General features: G+C 34.4%; 15 protein-coding genes. 8 read left to right on the forward strand and 7 right to left on the reverse strand.

Going from position 1 to position 20,296, the window contains the following annotated elements; translation table 11 throughout:
* Positions 1-256: 256 nt before the first annotated feature.
* A complete protein-coding gene (locus tag ACNQF6_RS03300; RefSeq protein ID WP_417963229.1) occupies positions 257-1,663 on the reverse strand; it encodes an APC family permease in 1,407 nt (468 codons plus the stop codon).
* A 486-nt stretch (positions 1,664-2,149) separates the two neighbouring features.
* Here ACNQF6_RS03300 and ACNQF6_RS03305 point away from each other — a divergent pair, with 486 nt between their 5' ends.
* The 3 genes from ACNQF6_RS03305 (at position 2,150) to ACNQF6_RS03315 (ending at position 4,638) form a co-directional block, all read left to right on the forward strand.
* Positions 2,150-3,133 (forward strand): RelA/SpoT domain-containing protein, encoded by a 984-nt coding sequence (locus ACNQF6_RS03305; RefSeq protein ID WP_417963231.1) that lies wholly within the window; start codon positions 2,150-2,152, stop codon positions 3,131-3,133.
* Positions 3,134-3,271: 138 nt separating this feature from the next.
* Positions 3,272-3,616, forward strand: coding sequence for a hypothetical protein (locus ACNQF6_RS03310; RefSeq protein ID WP_417963233.1), 345 nt, complete (start codon positions 3,272-3,274; stop codon positions 3,614-3,616).
* 161 nt (positions 3,617-3,777) lie between these two features.
* The gene (locus ACNQF6_RS03315; RefSeq protein ID WP_417963235.1) at positions 3,778-4,638 is read left to right on the forward strand and encodes an NAD(P)-dependent oxidoreductase; all 861 of its coding nucleotides are present in this window, start codon (positions 3,778-3,780) and stop codon (positions 4,636-4,638) included.
* Positions 4,639-4,758: 120 nt separating this feature from the next.
* Here ACNQF6_RS03315 and ACNQF6_RS03320 read toward each other — a convergent pair whose 3' ends face one another.
* Positions 4,759-4,986, reverse strand: a complete 228-nt coding sequence (locus ACNQF6_RS03320; protein ID WP_417963237.1) for a CDGSH iron-sulfur domain-containing protein — start codon at positions 4,984-4,986, stop codon at positions 4,759-4,761.
* Between the two features lie 494 nt (positions 4,987-5,480).
* Here ACNQF6_RS03320 and ACNQF6_RS03325 point away from each other — a divergent pair, with 494 nt between their 5' ends.
* The 3 genes from ACNQF6_RS03325 (at position 5,481) to ACNQF6_RS03335 (ending at position 7,744) form a co-directional block, all read left to right on the forward strand.
* Positions 5,481-6,533, forward strand: a complete 1,053-nt coding sequence (locus tag ACNQF6_RS03325; RefSeq protein ID WP_417963239.1) for a glycosyltransferase family 9 protein — start codon at positions 5,481-5,483, stop codon at positions 6,531-6,533.
* Positions 6,534-6,587: 54 nt separating this feature from the next.
* Positions 6,588-7,043 (forward strand): VOC family protein, encoded by a 456-nt coding sequence (locus ACNQF6_RS03330; RefSeq protein ID WP_417963241.1) that lies wholly within the window; start codon positions 6,588-6,590, stop codon positions 7,041-7,043.
* Positions 7,044-7,234: 191 nt separating this feature from the next.
* Positions 7,235-7,744: a pyridoxamine 5'-phosphate oxidase family protein gene (locus tag ACNQF6_RS03335; RefSeq protein WP_417963243.1), complete on the forward strand. Its 510-nt coding sequence runs from the start codon at positions 7,235-7,237 to the stop codon at positions 7,742-7,744.
* A 68-nt stretch (positions 7,745-7,812) separates the two neighbouring features.
* Here the strand turns inward: ACNQF6_RS03335 and ACNQF6_RS03340 are convergent, their stop codons facing one another.
* Positions 7,813-9,312, reverse strand: coding sequence for a LysM peptidoglycan-binding domain-containing protein (locus ACNQF6_RS03340; protein ID WP_417963245.1), 1,500 nt, complete (start codon positions 9,310-9,312; stop codon positions 7,813-7,815).
* 481 nt (positions 9,313-9,793) lie between these two features.
* Here ACNQF6_RS03340 and ACNQF6_RS03345 point away from each other — a divergent pair, with 481 nt between their 5' ends.
* Complete coding sequence (locus tag ACNQF6_RS03345) at positions 9,794-9,976, forward strand: hypothetical protein (RefSeq protein WP_417963247.1); 183 nt, start codon at positions 9,794-9,796, stop codon at positions 9,974-9,976.
* Positions 9,977-10,035: 59 nt separating this feature from the next.
* On the opposite strand, the gene ACNQF6_RS03350 is transcribed toward ACNQF6_RS03345, so the two are convergent.
* The 4 genes from ACNQF6_RS03350 to ACNQF6_RS03365 all read right to left on the reverse strand — a co-directional run bounded on the left by ACNQF6_RS03350 (position 10,036) and on the right by ACNQF6_RS03365 (position 18,070).
* Positions 10,036-12,303 (reverse strand): aconitate hydratase, encoded by a 2,268-nt coding sequence (locus tag ACNQF6_RS03350; protein ID WP_417963249.1) that lies wholly within the window; start codon positions 12,301-12,303, stop codon positions 10,036-10,038.
* Positions 12,304-12,426: 123 nt separating this feature from the next.
* Positions 12,427-15,198, reverse strand: coding sequence for a bifunctional aconitate hydratase 2/2-methylisocitrate dehydratase (locus tag ACNQF6_RS03355; protein ID WP_417963251.1), 2,772 nt, complete (start codon positions 15,196-15,198; stop codon positions 12,427-12,429).
* A 397-nt stretch (positions 15,199-15,595) separates the two neighbouring features.
* Entirely contained in the window at positions 15,596-16,549 is a 954-nt protein-coding gene (locus ACNQF6_RS03360; protein ID WP_315207361.1) for an AAA family ATPase, read from the reverse strand.
* 111 nt (positions 16,550-16,660) lie between these two features.
* On the reverse strand, positions 16,661-18,070 hold the full coding sequence (locus tag ACNQF6_RS03365; protein ID WP_417963253.1) for a peptidylprolyl isomerase: 1,410 nt from the start codon (positions 18,068-18,070) through the stop codon (positions 16,661-16,663).
* A gap of 779 nt (positions 18,071-18,849) precedes the next feature.
* Between ACNQF6_RS03365 and ACNQF6_RS03370 the strand changes: the two genes are divergently transcribed.
* Positions 18,850-20,292: an alpha-amylase gene (locus ACNQF6_RS03370; protein WP_417963255.1), complete on the forward strand. Its 1,443-nt coding sequence runs from the start codon at positions 18,850-18,852 to the stop codon at positions 20,290-20,292.
* Positions 20,293-20,296 lie beyond the last annotated feature (4 nt).

Below are 20,296 nucleotides of genomic sequence, written 5' to 3' on the forward strand. Positions count from 1 at the left end.
GTTATCAAAACGAGACGGATTTTTTTTATTTAAGCTTTTTTGTTATTCTACCGAATTTAGCCACAGATGACGCGGATTAAACGGATTTTCTCATGTGTTAGTTTGATAGTTGTACCGAATAGAACACGGATTAAACGGATTTTGACTGATTTAAAATAAAACTTAAAATCAATATATTAACCATTCACTTTTCACTTTTCACTTCTCACTTTTCACTTTTCACTTCTCACTATTCACTACTCACAACTAAAAAAAACTACTCCTTCGCTTTCGTCAAATAATACACTGGAATACCTAGTAGCATAATCAAAACGCCCCATCCACATGTAGTTGGTTTTGTATACAATAACGCCATGCAAATTGCCACCGTAATTAAAATGTACAGCGCTGGCAGCAGCGGATAACCAAAGGCCTTATACGGACGCTCTGCATTTGGCATTTTTTTACGTAAAATAAAAATCCCATAAATGGTTAAGATGTAAAATATCAAAACAATAATTACCACAAAATCAAGTAAATCACCGTATTTACCCGTCAAACAAAGAGCAGAAGCCCAAATACATTGTGCCCAAATAGACCATGCAGGAACACTTGCTTTATTCAGTTGGGCCGCTTTCTTAAAAAACAAACCATCCTGAGCCATCGTATAATAAACCCTAGCACCAGCCATAATCAAACCATTGTTACACGCAAAAGTCGAAATCATAATCATCACGGCAATAATCAAAGTTCCCACCGATCCAAAAATAGTTTGCGAAGCCACCACCGCCACACGATCAGATTCGGCAGTAGCAATATTAAACAAAGGCACTACTGCCAAGTACATCACATTGGCTAAAATATAAATTACACTTACAATCAAAGTTCCTAAAAACAAACTCAAGCCCACATTGCGTTTTGGGTTTTTAATTTCACCCGCAATAAAAGTCACCCCTTCCCAAGCCACACTCGAAAATTGCGAACCCACAAAGGCCGCCGAAATACCACTAATTAATGCCAAACCACCTATAGGCAACCACTCGCCTGTATCTACATTCAGGCTTTGAGCTGACCAAGCGTTGGCCCAATTCGCATCCCAAACAGCTCCATCCGCAGCAATAAAACCAAAAACAATCAAACCCGCTAGCGAGAGCACTTTGACCACCGTAAGCACCGTTTGTAAAATCTTCGAGTTTTTCACCCCGCGACTGTTCACATAACTCAACAAAATAATAGTAAAAATAGAAACAATCTGTGCCGCATTGAGTTTGAAATCCCCAATCTCATATAAAATATTCTTATCACTTAAAGGTGCGTACAAATAGGCGGCAAATTTAGCAAAAGCCACACCCACAGCAGCAATAGTCCCGGTTTGAATCACGGCAAAAAAGCTCCAACCGTACAAGAAACCCACCAGCTTCCCATACGCTTCCTTAATGTACACATATTGACCACCCGCTTTAGGAAACATCGCGCTCAACTCGCCATAACTCACGGCGGCAATCACCGTAATAGCGCCCGTAAGCACCCACATGGCAATCAACCAACCGGCAGAACCCAACTGGCGAACCATATCCGAGCTTACAATAAATATCCCGGAACCTATCATAGAACCCACCACTAGCATGGTTCCGTCAAGTAATCCTAATTCTCTTTTAAAATCGTCTGGTTTTTGGTCTTCCATATTTTTGGGCTTTTGGGTTTTGGTTTTAGTTGGCTAAAGATATACTTTTTTTGGAAATTTCATAAAAAGGACGTGAAAAGTGACAACAAAGTGAAAAGTGAAAAGTGAGTGGTGAGCTGTGAAGAGTGTGATTGTTCCTTTGGGCGTGACCCTGCAGCCGCTTTGTCGTTCCTCCTCGCCACTTAGGGTCGGGCGGTACGCTGTATCTTTATTTTCTGAAAGAAAGAAAATAAAGGATGCCGCTTCCCTCCCTCACGCAAACCGCAATAACAATAACGTTTATACTTTTCAATAAATTTGTAAGAAAAATTTAATATATTTGAAAAAGTAAGTTTTAGTAATCGATATATTTGGTTGGATTTACGAAACTTTATTTGGAGAGCCAAAAAGTTATCAAACAATTTCTAAAAAGTGTAAGACAAAATCTCAACATATTATAATCTAATGACATATAGCAAAAAACAAATTACGAAAGCAGGTAAAATTTTGTTGTCTTCTAAAAGCCAAGAAGATAGGAATAATGCTTTAGATATAATTAATGCTTGGAGAACAAATCATTTACACCCTCTTAATGTAATGAAAAATTCATTATTGCGCTTGTTCTACAAAAGTGGGGTTGAACCAGTTCTTGTTTCACAAAGGTTAAAACGACTGGTATCAATAGAATACAAACTTGATCTAAATGAAAATATGGGCTTGGGTGGAATGCAAGATATTGGTGGATATCGAGCAGTTTTAAAAGATACCAAAGATTTACTTCGACTAAAAAAATCCCTTTCTAATAACAACAATCACAAATTAGAAAAAATAGTTGATTATGTTGAAAAGCCAAAAAACTCAGGATATAGAAGTATTCACTTTATATACACCTATAATTCAAAAAACATAAAATACGACGGATTGAAGCTAGAACTTCAAATAAGAACTAAGCTTCAACATAATTGGGCTACAGCAGTTGAAACAGCAGGAATTATAACAAAAACATCCCTAAAATCCAGTCAAGGTCCAGATGAATGGCTTGAATTTTTTAAAATTGTAAGTTCATTATTTGCAATAAAAGAAAAGCAACCGGTTTTACCAGAACACCAAACAAAATCTATGATTGAGTTGATGCTAGAATGTGAAAAATTAGCTGAAAAATTAAAAGTTACGGATATTTTAAAAGCATTAAGAGTTTCCGCAAAACAAATTGAAATTGGAAAATTTAACGGAGAGTATTATATAATTAACATAAATGCAAAGGAAAAGGTAGTTAACATTCGAGGATATAAGAAAAAACAATTCGCTTTAGCCTCACAAGATTATCTCGAAATAGAAAAAACAATTGACACAAATAATAATGCCGTTGTTTTGGTTTCTTCTGGTTCTATCAAATCATTAAAGAAAGCTTATCCGAGTTATTTTTTAGATACATCAGAGTTCATTTCAGCTCTAGAAAAGATAATTGAAAATTGCAAAAATCTTAAATAAAAATTTTTATTAAAATTTTTATTAAAACTTCTTTATAAGTTTGAAATTTAAAGGAATTATCCCGATCGGTGGGACTTCTGATTTTTTCGGACAACAATCCGGACCTCACCTCATACTACAAAACATTAAAAAAAATAAATGAAATACGCTGAATTTAATATTGACTCAAATAAAATAGAATTCTTAAACTCTATTTTTGGAATTGAAAGTGTTTTACTGAATGGAAAAAGAATTTCTAAAAAGTTTTCTTTTACTGGAATTACCCATGAAATAAAACTACACGCCAGAGATTTAATATTGGAATCCAAATACAAACAATTCGACAAAAAAGAAATCAAACTTGAATTGAAAGAAAATGGCATATTACTCAAGGAACAATTTGTAAAAATAGACAAAAAACAAAGAATTTTTTGGATGTTAATTGGAGTAGCTACAGGAATTGCACTTTTTAAACTTCTAAATTTCTTCTATTGGAATACGTAAATTAATAAAATCAGCTCGCATGGATATATACAATCATTCCATTTTCCATCAGCTGTTTTAGTTTCTTTCCCAGAAATAAACCGTACTTTAGTGTCGCTTTCCTGATGTTATTATAGTTTTAACAGCAAAACAGGAAACGAATCATTTTACCCCTAAAAATCATGAATACATTAAAATTAGGATGGACAGGCCTTGGCAACATGGGCAACCCAATGGTGATGAACCTACTCAAAGCGGGTTTTGAAGTATCCGTTTTCAATCGCACCAAAGATAAAGAAGCACCATTACTGGCTGCAGGAGCAAAATCAGCAAGCAGTTTACAAGAACTAATGGATACCTGTGACGTCGTTTTGACGATGTTATCCAACGACGCAGCTGTCAAAGAAGTTTTTGAAGGACCAACGGGTTTATTGTCTAAAACCAATCCTGGCAAAACCATCATCAATATGAGCACCGTTGCGCCGGAAACTTCGCGTTATTTAAACACCATTTGCAACCAACATAACGTACATTTTATAGACGCTCCCGTTTCTGGAAGTGTAAAACCGGCACAAGACGGAACTTTGGTCATTCTCGTGGGCGCTTCAACTGAAGATTACGAATTAGCCAAACCCATATTTGACGTTTTGGGTAAAATTGCCATTCACGTAGGCGAACCTGGCGTGGCAAGTTCGGCTAAATTAGCCATCAATTACCTATTGGGATTGAATCTTCAAGGCATAGCTGAAACGGTTTTATTTGCCGAGAAAAACGGCGTAAGCAAAGAAGACATGCTCAACATTATCAATCAAGGTGCTTGTGGCAACGGCATTACGAATATCAAAACACCTTCCATTCTGAACGATTCTTATCCGGCAGCATTTGCGTTGAAACATTTAGTCAAAGATTTAAGACTGGCCAAAGAAGCCGGACTCGATTCTCCACTCATTCACCCTTTGTATGACAGTTATGCTGCAGCAGAAAAAGAGGGATTGGGCGATCAAGATGTTATGGCAATTATCAGCAGTTTAAAAAATAAGTGATATTTGAATAGCAGTACATCCAGCGAATAAACGATAGAGTTTAATTGGTTCAAATAATAAACAAAAAAGCTACATCTTTATGAATGTAGCTTTTTTGTTTAATGGAATTAGAGAACGAGATTACTTCGTTTTCACTGGTGGCAAGTCAAATGCAGCTGATTCATGCTCAAAACCGTTGCGGTGGGAACCATCACAAAAAGGTTTGTTTGCTGACAATCCGCAACGGCATAGCCCTAATGCGGTTCTCCCTTCTAATCCGTATGTGTTTCCTTCACAGTCTGTTATTTCAAAATCGCCTTCTATTTTTATAGAACCATTGCGATTGATTGTTAGTTTTGTCTTGCTCATAATGCTTTAATTTTTTTAGAGTTCAAAGATTGCAAAATATTTTAGGACCTTTCTGCATTGCTGCGCTTTTTTATGATTCCAAAACGTAATTTACATTAATTCTATTTTATGCTACACTTAAATTAGGAGCAATCGCAGACAACTAAAAGAAATTAGAAATTGGATTTTTTTGAATATCTCACAATTTGGCACAATCAAAAAAGAGGGCATTGCGCATTAAATTATCCAACCATTGAAGGACATAACAATCAAATTAATTGCAAAAATGTTGCGTAACTTTATGTGCCGTTTTTATTTGCATATCCAATCCTTAAGAATAAAGTATATTATAAAGAGCTACAAATATTATTAGCTTCTATATTGTATATTTGCCCGTTAGGTAATCCGTTTTGGATGGTGTTATTTATTTTATGTTCTATAAAAAAAGGATAAAAACAGACCTTTTCAATTTTATATTTAAAAATGATTTCAATACTATATAATATTTTAAAAGCATGAGTATCTTAAAAAAAGTAAATGTATTCCGAAGGATTTTAACACGAAGCCTTACTAAAAATATCGGCAGTTCCCAGAAGAATCAAGACATCGATTTGACTCAAAAAATTGAAATCAAAAGAGTCTTAATTTCCAGACCCAATCACAGACTTGGGAATCTGTTACTCATAACACCACTGGTACAGGATGTCATAGCAACTTTTCCAGAATGTAAAATTGATTTGTTTGTAAAAGGAGGTTTGGCACCAATTGTATTTGAAAATTACACCAACATCAATTACATCATTGAACTTCCAAAAAAACCGTTCAAAAATCTCGTCGACTATTTCAAGGTTTGGGTGAAAATTAAAAAGCAAAAATATGACATTGTCATCAACGTTGATAAAAACTCCTCGTCAGGACGATTATCGGCACAATTTGCAGATGCCAAATACAAATTTTTTGGAGAACTGGATGAGGAAATGCAATTGAAACACACCGATTATGAGCATATTGCAAAATATCCCGTATACGAATTTAGAAGTTTTTTGACCAAATTAGGGTTCCCAAAAAATGAAAATCCTATTCCACCATTAGATCTTAAATTAAGCGTTGCTGAATTAGCTGAAGGCAAAAAAATAGTAGACAAAATAGTTCCTAACGACAAAAAAACTATTGCTATTTTCACTTATGCAACGGACGACAAATGCTACTCAGAAAAATGGTGGGAAGAATTTTATGAGCAATTAAAAACAAAATATGAAGATTATAATATTTTAGAGGTTTTACCGGTAGAAAATATTTCACAAATAGGATTTAAAGCACCTACATTTTATAGTAAAGACATTAGAGAAATTGGTTCTGTAATTGCCAATACTGAAATTTTCATTGGTGCCGACAGTGGGATTATGCATTTGGCCAGTGCTTCACTAACACCTACAGTGGGCTTATTTTCTCGTCCAAATATAAACATGTACAGGCCATACAACAATAATAGTGTAGCCATAAACACCAATACCAATACAACTGCGGAATCAATCAAAGTGATAAATGATATTCTTTGTAAAAATTAATTTTAACGACAAAACAACAAATACTATTTTAGTAAAACACAAATCAAATTGACCATGAAAAAAATAACCGCATTCCTGATTGTTTTTGTTTTCACTGGAACACTTTGCGCCCAGAATGCTAACTCTTTTGCTTTGAAATTGGATCACATGGCACTTTCTGTAAAAGACTTGGATCGTTCCGTTGATTTCTATACTAACGTTTTGAAACTTTCTGAAATTACCAATCTTACAAGAAAGGAAGGCATTCGTTGGGTTTCATTGGGTGATGGCAAAGAATTACATTTAGTTTCCACTATTAAAGGACCTGTTACGATAAACAAAGCAGTACATTTTGCGTTTAAAGTCACTAATTTTGATGCTTTAATCACTAACCTGCAAAACCTCAACATTACCTATTCTGACTGGCCGGGGAAACTTGATACGATAACCGTTAGAGCTGACGGAATCAAACAAGTATACATCCAGGATCCAGATGGCTATTGGATTGAAATTAACAGTGTTGAAAAATAACCAAGTCCAGCTACTTCCCTTTTAATTTATTTCCTACGGAAGTTGTATTTATTGAATTAACAGCTACTTATGCCATCAATATGTGAAAGTTGCAACTTTTACTCTGAATTGTGTAATCCTTTTTACTGTTTTGTTTGCCAACTTTGTAAAAGAATTTACAGAGTCTAACAATCGAAATAAAACGTAGGATTATGAGTGATCAAGCAAATGAACATACAGTTGAAGGAATAGATAAACTTAAAAGCCTAGTTGAAGAAATCAACACTTGTCTTTTTTGTACCAATCTCAAAACGAATGATGGAGCAACCACCAGACCTATGGGAGCTGTAAAAGTATGCGAGAAAGGAAACATTTGGTTCTTTAGCGAAAAAGACAGTGAAAAAAACAAAGAAATTGAGCAAGATTCCAGTGTTCAATTATTTTTTGCACATCCCGGAAAAGGAAGCTACATGGTTGTAAATGGTGAAGCATCAATAGTTACTGATCAAGAAAAAATAGAAGAGCTATGGTCTCCCGTTGTAAATATATGGTTTAAAGAAGGTAAAAATGATCCTAACATTTCGCTTATTAAAGTAAAACCAGGCAGTGCATACTTCTGGGATACTAAAGGAAATCAAATGGTTAATTTTCTAAAAATGGCGGCATCAGTTGTTATAGGAACTAATTATGTAAGTGGTAATGAAGGAGAAATAAAAATCTAAAAGACATAAAAAAAACGTTCCAAGATTGGAACGTTTTATATATAAATATTTTTATTTTTTCGAAGAGATTATTGTAGCACTCTATTTATTTGGGAGAAATTTTTCTCATAGTATTTTTCTTTGGTTGAGGAAATAATAACTCCATTACTCACTGAAGAGTGAATGAATTTTATTTCTCCCTCACAAACTTCTACCACCATACCTACATGATTAATTTGGCTTCTACCGTTTGTTTTAAAGAAAATCAAGTCCCCTTTTTGAGCTTCTTCGGTGTTAATTTTAGTTCCAATGTTGGATTGCTCATGTGATGTCCTTGGCAACTTAATATCGAATGCTCCAAAAGTTGTACACATTAAACCAGAACAGTCAAATCCTGATTTTGAAGTTCCTCCAGTACGATATCTGGTTCCTATATTTTCTGAAGCACGTTCTATCAATTGATCTAAAAAATCATGATTAAAAGTAGGTTTTAATGTGTTGTTAAAATCAATTTTAGTGCTTTGAATCGTAGTCGTCATGTCGCTATCGGCACTAACAATAACATTATTTTCTAGTGGTGCGTTATTAGCGCTGATGTTCAATTTATCACCTACTCGAAGTCCGTTTTTAACTGATGGATTTTGTTTTTCTAATTCCTGAACCGTAATCCCGTATTGTTTAGCAATACCATATTTGGTTTCTTTTGGCAACACCTCACGAACAATATTATCTAAAGTTGCACTTACTATTTCACTTGGTTGAGAAACAGCCGTAACTTCTGATTTAGGCAAATCTATTTTCGGCTGAGAAACAACAGCTTCTTCTATTTTAGGTACAACTTTAACCGATTCAGTACTAACTATAGCTTCCGGAGTTGGCAATTCTTTGTTTTGTTGTGGTACAACTGCAACATCAGTCACTGGTATTCCATTTCCTGGAATTGTTATTTTTTGACCTACTCTAAGCGCTTTGGCACCTATAGTTGGATTGGCTTTATCTAATTCTTTAACTGTAATTCCGTATTTTCTTGCGATAGAATATTTTGATTCTTTTGGAAGTACTTCTATCGTGGTTTGTTCAGTAGTGGATTTTTTAGTTTCGATTACTTGAGGAGTAAGTACTAATTCCGGCTTTTGAGAAACCTTTTTGACTTGAGGCGCAACAGCTACTTCCGTTGAAGATGTGTTTGCTGGAATTATAATTTTTTGACCTATTTTCAATCCTGTAGATTCTAATGTTGGATTGAGTTCATTTAATTCTTTAAGAGAGATTCCGTATTCTTTTGCAATTCCGTAAAGCGTTTCTTTGGCAAGAACTTCATGTTCTTTTGCGGAGTAGTTTGTTGCAACCTTGGATTTTGTATTTGTCTTTTTTGTGGCTGCTACAGGAATTAATAAAATGGAATTGAGTTTTAAGAGGTTTTTTGCGTTTGGATTTAATTTGAAAATAGCGCTTTGTTTAACATCGTATTTCTCTGCAATACTAGAAATTGTTTCTCCTTTTACGATGGTGTGTTTCGTGGTATTTTCCTGAGAAAAAAGAACGATACTATTCAATAAAAACAATGTTACAATTAATCTTAAACTCATATTCATTTATTTCAAATTACTTACCCCATTTTTATTCTACACAGCGATTTCGGGATATAATTATTAAATCTCGCTATGGTTTGCTTTTTTACTTTTTTTATTTAAAAAATTGTAAAAATAATCCTTATCTCTTTTATAAAAAGAGGGTCAGAATGTGTTCGTTTTAAATTCTAGTTGATTTTTATTTCAATTGCAAAAGCAGCTGAAATAGTAACGCCGTACAATCCTAATGTATTGTTGCGCTGAAAATAAAAATTCTAAAGAAGGTTGATTTAAAAAACAATCAAAAAAGCTTCTTTGAAAATCTATTTTTTTAAAAAAGCTAATATAAGAGATTTAATCAAAAAAAACGACCTTTTTTTTAATTTTAACGTTCAAAAAATGAAATTTAACCTTGTTTTTTGAATTTTGTCTCTATTTTCGACTTAAGTTTCTTTTCTTTTTTCGAAAAAAAATTTTGTTCCAAATCAACAAACAGGAATTGAAATCCTGGTTTTTGATTTGTAGCCCTGATGAGAGTGAAAAGCCTTTTGAAGCGGAATTGCAAATTTTTCCTGAGAAAAAAGAGCGACTAAAAGAAGCTCCTTTTTTGTCTTGGAAAAAAGCAATTGTGCGAAAAAGCTTGAAGCGATCAGCAGGAAACAGCTCCAGAAATAAATTGTAATTGAAACAAAAAAACTCGCAAGTTTCCTTGAGAGTTTTAGAAATATACTATTGAAATACTTAAGCTTTTCCAGCAGCGGCAATCAAATTTAATGCTGAACCAGCAACGAACCAGCCAATTTGTCCTTCATTATAGGTGTGGTTTGCCAAGATGATATCTTTGGTTCCATCAGCATGAACAAATTCTAATGTTAATGGTTTTCCTGGAGCAAAATCAACTAAATCAGTGAAGTTGATGGTATCATCTTCTTGGATTTTGTCGTAATCTGCCTCAGTAGCAAAAGTCAATCCTAAAAGACCTTGTTTTTTAAGGTTTGTTTCGTGGATACGCGCAAATGATTTTACCAATACTGCTTTAACACCTAGGAAACGAGGCTCCATAGCGGCATGCTCACGAGAAGATCCTTCCCCGTAATTGTGATCCCCAACAACAATTGAAGGAACACCTGCTGCTTTGTAAGCACGCGCTACAGCAGGAACTGCATCGTAAGTACCAGTCAACTGATTTTTAACTGTATTTGGTTTTTGATTGAATGCATTGATAGCACCAATCAACATATTATTAGAAATATTATCTAAATGTCCACGGAAACGCAACCATGGTCCAGCCATAGAGATGTGATCTGTTGTACATTTTCCGAAAGCTTTGATAAGCAATTTAGCACCTGTGATGTTTTTTGCATCCCAAGGTAAGAATGGCGCTAATAATTGCAGTCTTTCTGAAGTTTCGCTTACCGAAACCTGAACACCTGAACCGTCTTCGGCTGGCGCTTGAAAACCTGGATCTTCTGCATCAAAACCTTTTGGAGGCAATTCATTTCCTGTTGGAGCGTCTAATTTTACTTCTTCACCATTTTCGTTGATTAAAGTATCAGTCAATGGATTGAAACCTAAATCTCCAGCAATAGCTAGAGCCGTTACTAATTCAGGTGAACCTACGAATGCTAAAGTGTTTGGATTTCCATCGGCACGTTTAGAGAAGTTACGGTTGAAAGAGTGAACGATTGTGTTGCGTTCTTCTTTTTCAGCACCTTCTCTGTCCCACATTCCGATACATGGTCCGCAAGCATTTGCAAAAACAGTTGCTCCCATTTTATCGAAAATATCGATAAATCCGTCACGTTCTATGGTATAACGCACTACTTCAGAACCTGGAGTAATGGTAAATTGAGATTTTATTTTTAAATTTTTATCGGTAACTTGTTTCGCCAAAGAAGCTGCACGAGCAATATCTTCGTAAGAAGAGTTCGTACAAGAACCTATCAAACCAACTTCAATTTTTAAAGGCCAGTTATTTTTGATTGCTTCCTCTTTCATTTTAGAAATTGGAGTTGCTAAATCCGGAGTATAAGGTCCATTTAAATGTGGTTCTAATTCGTCTAAGTTGATTTCGATTACTTGATCAAAATACAATTCTGGATTAGCATATACTTCAGCATCACCTGTTAAGTAAGGAGCAATTTTATCCGCTGCATCAGCAACATCAGCTCTATTTGTAGAACGTAAATAACGCCCCATTGAAGCATCATAACCAAATGTAGAAGTTGTAGCACCAATTTCGGCGCCCATATTACAGATCGTTCCTTTTCCAGTACAAGACATAGAAGTCGCACCTTCACCAAAATATTCAACAATAGCTCCTGTTCCACCTTTTACAGTAAGAATTCCGGCTACTTTAAGTATAACATCTTTTGGAGCTGTCCAACCTGAAAGTTTTCCAGTTAATTTTACTCCAATTAATTTAGGAAATTTTAATTCCCAAGCCATTCCTGACATAACATCAACAGCATCAGCACCACCAACACCAATGGCTACCATTCCTAAACCACCTGCATTTACAGTGTGAGAATCAGTACCAATCATCATTCCGCCAGGAAAAGCATAATTTTCAAGTACTACTTGGTGAATAATCCCTGCTCCTGGTTTCCAGAAGCCAATTCCGTATTTATTAGATACTGAAGAAAGAAATTCAAACACTTCATTACTTTGTGTTTTTGCTCTGGCCAAATCAGTTACAGCATCAACTTTAGCTTGAATCAAGTGATCACAATGTACGGTTGTAGGAACTGCAACTTTCTTTTTACCGGCGTGCATGAATTGCAATAATGCCATTTGAGCCGTTGCATCTTGACAAGCAACTCTATCCGGGGCAAAATCTACATAATCAACACCTCTTCCAAAAGCAGTTGATGGCATCCCATCCCAAAGGTGATTGTACAAAATTTTCTCTGTTAAAGTAAGTGGACGACCAACTATCTCACGTGCTTTGTCCACACGGGATGTCATATTTGTGTACACTTTTTGAATCATTTCAATATCAAAAGCCATAAGATTTATATATAATTGTTATTATTCTATTTTAAACATACAAGATACAAAAAAATAGAGTACAAAAAAAAGCCTGAGTCATTAGACTCAGGCTTTTAAACTATAATTAACTAATTATGTGAATTATTTAACTAATAACTTATGAGAAGGCGCAAACTTAGTCAGGTTAATACCATCTACCGCTGCAATATACTCTTCTATTGTTGGAGTTCTACCAAGTATTGTAGATAAAACCACAACAGGTGTAGAGGAAAGTAATGACTCTCCTTTTTTACCTTCAGTATCCTCAACAACTCTTCCTTGGAAAAGACGAGTAGATGTTGCCATAACAGTATCTCCTTTGGCCGCTTTTTCTTGGTTACCCATACAAAGATTACAACCTGGACGCTCTAGATATAACATATTTTCGTATGAAGTACGTGCTGCAGCTTTAGGGACATTATCGTCAAATTCGAAACCAGAATATTTTTGTAAAATTTCCCAGTCCCCTTCTGCTTTTAATTCATCAACAATATTATAAGTAGGAGGAGCTACAACTAGTGGCGCTTTGAACTCTACTTTACCTTCTTGCTCATCAATGTTCTTAAGCATATGAGCAAGGATTTTCATATCTCCCTTATGAACCATACAAGAACCAATAAATCCAAGATCTACTTTTTTAACTCCTCCATAGAAAGATAGAGGTCTAATGGTATCGTGCGTATATCGTTTAGAAACATCAGCATTATTTACATCCGGATCAGCAATCATTGGTTCAGCAATTTCATCTAAATCCACAACAACTTCAGCGTAATATTTAGCGTTTGCATCTGGTCTTAGTGCTGGTTTCTCACCTGATATAATGGCAGCAATTCTCTTATCAGCAATAGCAATCAATCCTTTAAGAACTTGATTTTTATTATCCATTCCCTTATCAATCATGATCTGAATTCTACCTTTTGCCATCTCTAGAGATTCAATCAAGGTATAATCTTCAGAAATACAGATAGAAGCTTTTGCTTTCATTTCTGCAGTCCAGTCTGTAAAAGTAAAGGCTTGATCTGCGTTAAGAGTTCCAAGATGCACCTCAATAATTCTTCCTTGGAATACATTCTCTCCACCAAACGTTTTAAGCATCTGAGATTGCGTAGCATGAACCACATCACGGAAATCCATATACCCTTTCATTTCTCCTTTGAATGTTACCTTCACAGATTCCGGAATTGGCATTGAAGCTTCACCAGTTGCTAATGCAAGAGCAACTGTTCCTGAGTCAGCACCAAAAGCAACCCCTTTTGACATTCTGGTATGAGAGTCACCACCAATGATGATAGCCCATTCATTTACAGTAATATCATTAAGTACTTTGTGAATTACATCCGTCATGGAATGATAAACGCCTTTCGGGTCACGAGCTGTGATCAATCCGAAGTCGTTCATAAATTTCATCAATCTCGGAATATTTGCTTTAGATTTATTATCCCAAACTGAAGCTGTATGACAACCTGATTGGTAAGCACCGTCAACGATTGGAGAAATCACAGTAGCAGCCATAGACTCTAACTCCTGAGAAGTCATCAAACCAGTCGTATCTTGTGAACCAACAATATTTACAGTAACACGAACATCTGAACCAGCGTGCAAAACTTTACCTGGAGTTGAACCAACCGCATTGGCATTAAATATTTTTTCTACAGCCGTAAGACCTTGTCCCTCGACAGAAACCTCTTTTGACGGAGCATAGACAGGAACAATAGCAATACCTAGAGTCTTTGATGCAAATGTTTGCAATTTTTTTCCAAATACAATGGCATAAGACCCACCAGCTTTTATAAATTCAATTTTCTGAGGTGTGAATGCTTTAGAAATATCTATCAATTCTTTATCTCCACTATAAAGTTTCTTTGTTTTGGTGTTGATGGTAAGAACAGTACCTGTAGCTACAGAATATACTTCCTCTAGAATAGGATCACCGCTTTCATTACGAAGAACGTTTCCATTTTCATCTAGTTTTTTTACCCAGTTTTTAAGATCAAGACCAATACCACCTGTAACATCTACAGTTGTTAGGAAAATTGGAGAAATTCCGTTTGTTCCTGCAACGATTGGAGCAATATTAATAAATGGAACATAAGGACTTGCTTGTTTTCCACTCCAAAGCGCCACGTTGTTTACACCTGACATTCTTGAAGATCCCACACCCATAGTACCTTTTTCAGCGATTAACATTACGCTTTTATCAGGATTCGCTGTTGCCAATGCTTTGATTTGAGCTTGTGCCTCAGGAGAAATTAAACATTTACCATGAAGTTCACGATCTGAACGGGAGTGCGCTTGGTTTCCTGGAGAAAGTAAATCAGTTGAAATATCTCCCTCGCCAGCAATAAAAGTAATTACTTTAATTTCTTCTGCTATTTCTGGTAATTTAGTAAAGAACTCAGCTTTAGCATAGCTTTCTAAGATATCCTTAGCAATTTCGTTACCATTTTTGAAAGCTTCAGCTAAACGATCAGTATCGGCTTCATAAAGATAAACTTGTGTTTTCAATACTTCAGCAGCTTGTTTAGCAATAGCAACATCATTTCCTAAAGTTAAATCAAGTAAAACCTTGATAGAAGTCCCACCTTTCATGTGTGATAATAACTCTAAAGCAAAAGCAGGCGTGATTTCAGCAACCGCTGATTGACCTAGAACGATTTCTTTTAAAAAATTAGCTTTTACATTAGCCGCAGGAGTAGTTCCAGGCACAATATTATAAATAAAGAAGTTAAGAGAATCTGCTCTGTATTCGTTATTTAAATCTTTAATTTGCGCAATGATTTCGCTTAATAACTCAGCACCATCAATTGGTTTAGGGTTAAGCCCTTGGCCTTTTCGCTCTTCAATCTCTTGAATATAATCCTTATAAGTGTTCATAATAGAAGTCTTTTCTTGGTATTTTTATTTTTTGTACGCAAATTTAGGAATTAAAGCCGAGAATTAAAAAAAATATAATAGATGTAGCTTTTTCAAAAATTATTATTATAAAATAAAGAGTTTTACTAGTCTTTATTGTCAAAAATTCAATTTTAAATTAAAATAATGAATTATTAATAATTTAAAATCTTTTCTTTGAGAAAGTTGAAATCTAATGATGCTTAGAGAGTGAGATTTTACACTACTTTCAGCTAAGAACCTTTCTAAATTACCATTTACAACGTTGTAGTTGTGTTTTTAAAGGCTCTTTTGGTCAAATTAACATTTTAATTAAAAACAAAAAAAGCCAAACAAATTTTAGAAATCTGTTTGGCTTTTTTTTCAATATTAAAAATTATTACATCAACTTCTGAATAATAGCCTCTTCGGTAATTCCTTCGGCATCGGCTTTATAATTTTTGATAATTCGATGACGTAAAATTCCAGTAGCAACCGCTTTTACATCTTCGATATCCGGAGAAAATTTCCCGTTAAAAGCAGCATTCGCTTTGGCCGCTAAAATCAAATTTTGAGAAGCTCTCGGTCCAGCACCCCAATCTAAATAATTTTTCACAAACTCATTAGACATCGGATTATCGGGCCTAGTTTTACTAACTAACGTCACTGCATACTCAATTACATTATCCGCGACAGGTATTCTGCGTATTAACTGCTGAAAATCAATTATTTCCTGAGCAGTAAACAATGGATTTATAGTGTTTTTTATATCAGAAGTAGTTTGTTTTACTACTTGAACTTCTTCTAAAAAAGAAGGATACTCTAGTTTTATAGCAAACATGAAACGATCCAACTGCGCTTCCGGCAAAGGATAAGTCCCTTCCTGCTCAATAGGGTTTTGAGTAGCCAAAACAAAATAAGGCAGGTCTAGCTTATAGTTTTCACCAGCGATAGTAACGGAACGTTCCTGCATGGCTTCCAGCAAAGCAGCTTGTGTTTTTGGAGGCGTTCTGTTGATTTCGTCAGCCAGAATAATATTTGAAAAAATAGGCCCTTTTATAAATTTGAAATGACGGTTTTCATCTAGTATTTCACTTCCAAGTATATCTGACGGCATCAAATCCGGAGTAAACTGAATTCTTTTGAAATCAAGTCCCAATGCTTGCGCAAGCGTATTTACCATCAATGTTTTTGCTAATCCTGGAACTCCAACTAATAATGCATGCCCCCCAGAAAATATACAAAGCAAAATTTGATCTACTACATCATTTTGACCTACAATGATTTTTGCTATCTCCGCTTTTAGCTCATTCCTTTTTTGAACCAAGTTATGTATTGCTGCTACGTCTGACATGTATTAAGTATTTAAAATTAAAAAGAGTTAGCGTTATGAAATCATAAAACTAACTCTTTTTATTTATTTATCGAAAAATTTTCATTCTTAATTCTAATCAAATGAAGGAGACTATTTCTTAAGCCAATTGTTTGTAAAATCACAATCTCTATATTCTCCAATGATTTTGATGTATGTTTCTTTAATCTTTTCATCAAACCATTTTCCAATAGTAGTAATTTGTTTGCTTTTTAAAGCTAAATCTTTAATTTTGATGTAATCTTTAGCATAATCCGCTGCATGCTCATCTATTCTATTTGTAACAGTGATTAACTTGAATGTTTTCTTTCCTTCCTCACCTTGTTCTAATAATGGAGCAGAAACCTCACCCTCTTTTAAATTAGAAACTTGACTGTAAAAAGTAGGATCCATTTTTGTCAACTCAAAACGAGTATCTTGAGTTTTTGGATTGATTAAAGCACCACCGTTGGCTCTAGTTTCTTTCTCATCAGATAATGTTCTGGCTGCATCTGCAAAAGTGATTTCTTTATCTTCGATTCTTTTTTTAATCAAAGTAATTTTTTCTTTCGCTTCATTCAAAGCCTCTTCAGTTACTGTTGGAGTCAATAATATATGGCGTAATTCTATTTCTTGCCCTTTGATTTTTTCTACATAAATAATATGATACCCAAAATCTGTTTGAAATGGCGCAGAAATCTCTCCTTCAGCAAGACTAAAAGCAACATCTTTAAACTCTTTTACAAATGGAGTTCTACGATTCATTTTATAAAAACCTCCGTTAGATCTTGAACCTGGATCTTGAGAATACAAAACCGCTTTAGTAGAAAAACTGGAACCTTCTTCTATTTCCTTTTTAAAACCATTCAATTTATCAATTACTTTTTGTTTATCAGCGTCCGAAACTTTAGGAGTAACCACAATTTGTGCTACTTCTAATTCTACACCAAAAAAAGGAAGATCTGAAGTAGGTATTGTTTTGAAATAATTACGAACTTCTTCGGGAGTAATTTCTACAGCATCAACAATTTTCTTTTGCATTTCTGAACTTAACTTACCTTCTTTCAAAATATCAGAAAAATAAGTTCTAAATTCTTCCTCAGAATCTTTTTTATAGTACTTAACCACTTTCTCTAAAGACCCAATTTGCTCTACCATATAGTTCAAACGATCTTCCATCATACCTTTAACTTCGGCATCAGTAACTACAATACTATCTTGAATAGCTTGATGTGCATATAATTTATCTTCTAATAATTTACCAAGCATTTGACATCTTGAAATGTCTTTTACAGACCCTCCTCCAGCAGAAATCTCAAGATACGACTTGTCGATATCTGAATCAAGTATGATAAAATCTCCTACTGTAGCAATTACACCGTCAATTTTTTGTTTCCCGGTAGATTGGATTTTTTTAACCGGAGCAATGACACTATCCTTAATAATTTCTTGAGCACTTGCTACAACACTGGAAAAAAGCAAAACAAAAAAAGTAAATGCAATTCTATTATTAATGGATCTCATTTTTATTTTATTTATTGGCATTATTATAATTTGTATTTATTGTAAAACATCCTTTATTCTATTGTCTTTAAACCTATTTATAAAGGCCCGAATAATTTTGGCAAATATACACTTTAAGAATCAAGAAGCGAATTGAATTAATAATACAATTTCTTACCATTCTTTAAATTTAAAACGAACAAAAATAACAATTCAATTACATAATACAAGTTTCCTACCTACTATTAACAAAAAATTATAAACGCATTTATTCATTGCTATGTTCAGCTACTAAATCATATAGAAACTGAACGTTAGAAGTAAAAAAATAAAATCTTAATTGTACATTCTTAAATTGTTTCAGTATCATTTTATTTCCCTTTTTGAAACACCCCCCTTCTTTACAAAATCTGTTTTCTTTCCTAATGTTTCATTTGTTCTAAATTGAGTTTTAGCTGCAAAACATTAAAGAAATCAGGATTTAAATTTCTCATTTTTAGCGCTCTATTCAAAAAGTTGTAAACACTACAACGTTTTCGTGGTGAATTAAAAAAATTCTCATACTCATCACGTAAGAATTTGTATAAATTAGCTAAAAAATTGATTTATCATTAAAAAATTAAATATAAAAATAAATTTTAAACAAATATTTGATTTATTTTTTTTGATTTCAATAAAATTAGTTTTAAAACCTAACCTTATAAACCACTAAATAAAAATTAAATTTCAAGAAATAATTTTGTTTTCTGTTTTTAAATTATTGCCCAAAATCTATTACTTAACCTAATTTATTCTTTTTTATGAAAAAACAAAATTTTAAAACGTATCTATTATCAGCTTTATTAGTTGGTCTGTATTCGTGTAATTCGAATGACGATCTGGCTACTGATTCTGCTGCTGCAGCTTCACAATTCAAAGTAATCAATGTTACACATCACGACGGACAACCTTTCAGTACTGGAAAATCCACAAACGCAACAACTGGAAGATATGTTGCTAATCCAGGCGGTGGTGTTATGATGCAAGCTTTCTATTGGGATGTTCCTGCTGGTGGAGCGTGGTGGAATACTGTAAATGCGAAAATAACCGCATGGTCAAATGCAGGTATCGGTTCCATCTGGCTTCCTCCAGTTTCAAAAGCACAAAATGGCGCTTTTTCAATGGGATATGACCCTACAGATTATTTTGATTTTGGAAATTACAATCAAAATGGTACTGTAGAAACACGATTTGGTTCCCGAACAGAACTAGAAAGTCTGATAACAAAAGTGCACGCCGAAAACATGCAAGTATATGCTGATATGGTATTAAATCACAATAGTGGCGGACAATTAGAAAACAATCCTTTTACAGGAACGCAAACTTATACTAATTTTACTGGTGTCGCTTCTGGCAAATTCCCAAGAACGAGTGCTGATTTTTATAAAAATGCCTACGGAAATAATGATGAAGGTGCTTTTGGAGGCTTTCCAGATTTAGCTCACGTGGTACCAAATGTTCAAGACTGGCTTTGGAAAAGAGCAGATGGAGTTGGTAAATATTATAAAAATACGATGAAATTTGACGGATGGAGATTTGATTACGTTAAAGGTTTTGCTCCGTGGGTCATAAAAGATTGGAATGCAAACGTAGGTGGATTTTCCGTTGGTGAGCTATGGGATTCTAACGTAAACATACTGAATGATTGGGCGAATAATGCCAATAGTTCTGTTTTTGATTTTGCCTGTTATTATAAAATGAACGATGCATTTGACGGAAACAATTTAAACCTTTTGAATGATGATATGATGTGGAAAAGAAATCCTTATAAAGCGGTTACTTTCGTTTCTAATCATGACACCGATGAAATTTGGAAAAAAGAGTTAGCCTACGCTTATATCTTAACTCACGAAGGATATCCAACTATTTTTTACAGAGATTATGAGGAATGGTTGAATAAAGCGAAAATGGATAATCTTATTTGGATACACAATAATAAAGGAACAGGAACAACTTCTATTTTATACACCGATACTGATGAATATATCGCTCGGAGAAATGGCTATAATGGTAATCCAGGTTTAGTAGTTTACATCAATAACTCATCAACTTGGCAAGAAAGATGGATCCAGACGAATTGGGCTAATGCACAAATCAAGGATTTCACTGGTAATTCAAATTGGTTCCCTACAACCCAGGGTGATAAATGGGTTAAAATTCAGTGTCCGCCGAATGGATATTCTGTTTGGTCAATCAATATGTAACACA

It is taken from the genome of Flavobacterium pasteuri (assembly GCF_048286615.1).
GTDB lineage: Bacteria > Bacteroidota > Bacteroidia > Flavobacteriales > Flavobacteriaceae > Flavobacterium.

What these genes read in the sequence shown, in the direction of transcription:
- ACNQF6_RS03320 (WP_417963237.1), bottom strand. Translation starts at nt 4,986, where the DNA reads ATGAGCAAGACAAAACTAACAATCAATCGCAATGGTTCTATAAAAATA.
- ACNQF6_RS03300 (WP_417963229.1), bottom strand. Translation starts at nt 1,663, where the DNA reads ATGGAAGACCAAAAACCAGACGATTTTAAAAGAGAATTAGGATTACTT.
- ACNQF6_RS03310 (WP_417963233.1), top strand. Translation starts at nt 3,272, where the DNA reads ATGAAATACGCTGAATTTAATATTGACTCAAATAAAATAGAATTCTTA.
- ACNQF6_RS03355 (WP_417963251.1), bottom strand. Translation starts at nt 15,198, where the DNA reads ATGAACACTTATAAGGATTATATTCAAGAGATTGAAGAGCGAAAAGGC.
- ACNQF6_RS03325 (WP_417963239.1), top strand. Translation starts at nt 5,481, where the DNA reads ATGAGTATCTTAAAAAAAGTAAATGTATTCCGAAGGATTTTAACACGA.
- ACNQF6_RS03350 (WP_417963249.1), bottom strand. Translation starts at nt 12,303, where the DNA reads ATGGCTTTTGATATTGAAATGATTCAAAAAGTGTACACAAATATGACA.
- ACNQF6_RS03370 (WP_417963255.1), top strand. Translation starts at nt 18,850, where the DNA reads ATGAAAAAACAAAATTTTAAAACGTATCTATTATCAGCTTTATTAGTT.
- ACNQF6_RS03335 (WP_417963243.1), top strand. Translation starts at nt 7,235, where the DNA reads ATGAGTGATCAAGCAAATGAACATACAGTTGAAGGAATAGATAAACTT.
- ACNQF6_RS03365 (WP_417963253.1), bottom strand. Translation starts at nt 18,070, where the DNA reads ATGAGATCCATTAATAATAGAATTGCATTTACTTTTTTTGTTTTGCTT.
- ACNQF6_RS03330 (WP_417963241.1), top strand. Translation starts at nt 6,588, where the DNA reads ATGAAAAAAATAACCGCATTCCTGATTGTTTTTGTTTTCACTGGAACA.
- ACNQF6_RS03360 (WP_315207361.1), bottom strand. Translation starts at nt 16,549, where the DNA reads ATGTCAGACGTAGCAGCAATACATAACTTGGTTCAAAAAAGGAATGAG.
- ACNQF6_RS03315 (WP_417963235.1), top strand. Translation starts at nt 3,778, where the DNA reads ATGAATACATTAAAATTAGGATGGACAGGCCTTGGCAACATGGGCAAC.
- ACNQF6_RS03340 (WP_417963245.1), bottom strand. Translation starts at nt 9,312, where the DNA reads ATGAGTTTAAGATTAATTGTAACATTGTTTTTATTGAATAGTATCGTT.